At 49.5% G+C, this 1790-nt stretch carries 3 protein-coding genes; all 3 read left to right on the top strand.

Annotated elements, in window-relative coordinates; translation table 11 throughout:
* A partial coding sequence (gene virB11, locus J8X26_RS21550) for a P-type DNA transfer ATPase VirB11 (protein WP_208951909.1) occupies positions 1-799 on the top strand: 799 nt, incomplete at its 5' end.
* 49 nt (positions 800-848) lie between these two features.
* Positions 849-1151 (top strand): TrbM/KikA/MpfK family conjugal transfer protein, encoded by a 303-nt coding sequence (locus J8X26_RS21545; protein ID WP_208951908.1) that lies wholly within the window; start codon positions 849-851, stop codon positions 1149-1151.
* Between the two features lie 18 nt (positions 1152-1169).
* Complete coding sequence (locus J8X26_RS21540; protein WP_208951907.1) at positions 1170-1475, top strand: hypothetical protein; 306 nt, start codon at positions 1170-1172, stop codon at positions 1473-1475.
* Positions 1476-1790: the final 315 nt, after the last annotated feature.

Genomic DNA, 1790 nt, shown 5'->3' with positions numbered 1-1790 from the left:
CCTTTCCGCCACGCTTGAATCAGGCGAGCGCATTCAGGCCATTATTCCCCCGGCCTGTGAGCGCAATACCGTATCCATTACGTTGCGCAAGCCCTCATTCGGGCAGAAAACGCATCAGTCATGGATTGATGCGGGATTTTATAACCGGGTCAGCGGTCTGGAGCGAACGGAAGGCAAAGATGTTGAACTGACCCGCTATTATCAAGGTGGGGATATTTCCCGCTTTATGGAAAAAGCGGTGGAATACGGCAAGACGATTTTTATCGTCGGTGAAACGGGCTCCGGTAAAACCACCTATATGAAAACGCTGCTGCACTCTATTCCCCGGCACCTCAGGCTGACCACCATCGAGGACAACCCAGAAATCCGGTTCTATCACCACACCAACTATGTCCATCTCTTTTATCCGGCGGATGCCGGGGATAATGCCATTGTCACGCCCGGCAGACTGATACGCGCCAATTATCGTATGAACCCTGACCGGATATTACTGGCTGAAATTCGCGGTCGGGAAGCCTGGGATGCACTGAAAATCGTCGGTTCCGGGCATGAGGGATTAATGACCTCCCTGCATGCGGGCAGCCCGGAAGAATGTATTGAAGGGCTCATTGACCGCTGCTATGAAAATCCCGACTGCCGGAACATGCCTTTCGACGTGCTGTTACGCAAGGTGCTTAAGAGCATTGATGTGATCGTCAGCATTGATATTCACGGTGACATACGCCGCATGAGTGATGTTTATTTTAAACCCCTTCATCTCAAAGACATGAGAGGTGTATTCAGAAAAGGACTCCAATAAATAACATATCCAAATACGCTACCCTCGTTTAAATATGAAGGTGACCGAAATGAAAAAAGCAATATCCTCCGCATTATTGCTCTGCATTATGGCGTCATATTCAACTTCCGTCATGGCCGCTGACGCCTGTGAAGTGGTGTTATGCATGTACGGTAAAGCCACCGGGAACGGCGGCGGCAATGAATGCCATTCGGCCGAACGTGCATTCTTTAATATCGTGAAAAATAACAAGCACGGTTTTCTGCCGGAGCATACTGCCGATGCCAGAAAATCGTTCTTACTCGAATGTAATTCGGCAGACCCGACCATTATCAGCCAGATTATCAGTAAATTTGGCCGCATGCGTGGTTAATTAACGGAGGTTATCTTTATGACGAAACCGGGTTTTATTCAGCATCCCTGGACACATCAGCGCGGGGATTCCATGCGCGCAGCCTGTGTTATTGAGCACATTGAAAATGAGGCGATGCGTGGATGCGGCCTTTATTATGAAATTTATCACTACCGGATTATATGCCTGTTATTGCAATTACTGCAAACGCTGAACCCCACTGACAGAATAACGCTGACAGAGGAAGCCAACCGGCGAGGGTTTACGCTGGATGAAACCAGCATTAAAGAAAGTCGTCAGTGTTATTCTGACATCATCAGGGAAATCCGCGAGAGCCACTATTAATCCCTGTATTAATTTTATTCGCAGGTCCCCTATAGCGGCAAAATATTTCAGCCGAATCAGGCTTAAGGCGTGGTGGTTTTCCGGTTTTTACGGCCCAGCACATTTTTCGCGAATTAAGGCGTGAAGAAATGCGGGCCGTAAAAATGAGGCAGCGGACAGAATTATTTTCGCGGGTTAAGGAGCGAAAATAGTTCAGGCACCGCGCCTCACCGGCAAACAGCCGCGCCCACGCGGATTTTGCCGGCCGGGGGGAGCCGAATAAATTTCGCCGCCCCAGCGAGCGAAAAGCTGTCGCCCACGACAGCGGTTTATTTG

The sequence above is a fragment of the Rahnella sp. ChDrAdgB13 genome, from assembly GCF_017655185.1.
Classification (GTDB): Bacteria; Pseudomonadota; Gammaproteobacteria; order Enterobacterales; family Enterobacteriaceae; genus Rahnella; species Rahnella contaminans.
This window is presented reverse-complemented; position numbering and strand designations above follow the sequence as displayed.

Bases quoted from the DNA above. Each gene is read 5' to 3' on its own strand.
- J8X26_RS21545 (WP_208951908.1), top strand. From the start codon at position 849: ATGAAAAAAGCAATATCCTCCGCATTATTGCTCTGCATTATGGCGTCA.
- J8X26_RS21540 (WP_208951907.1), top strand. From the start codon at position 1,170: ATGACGAAACCGGGTTTTATTCAGCATCCCTGGACACATCAGCGCGGG.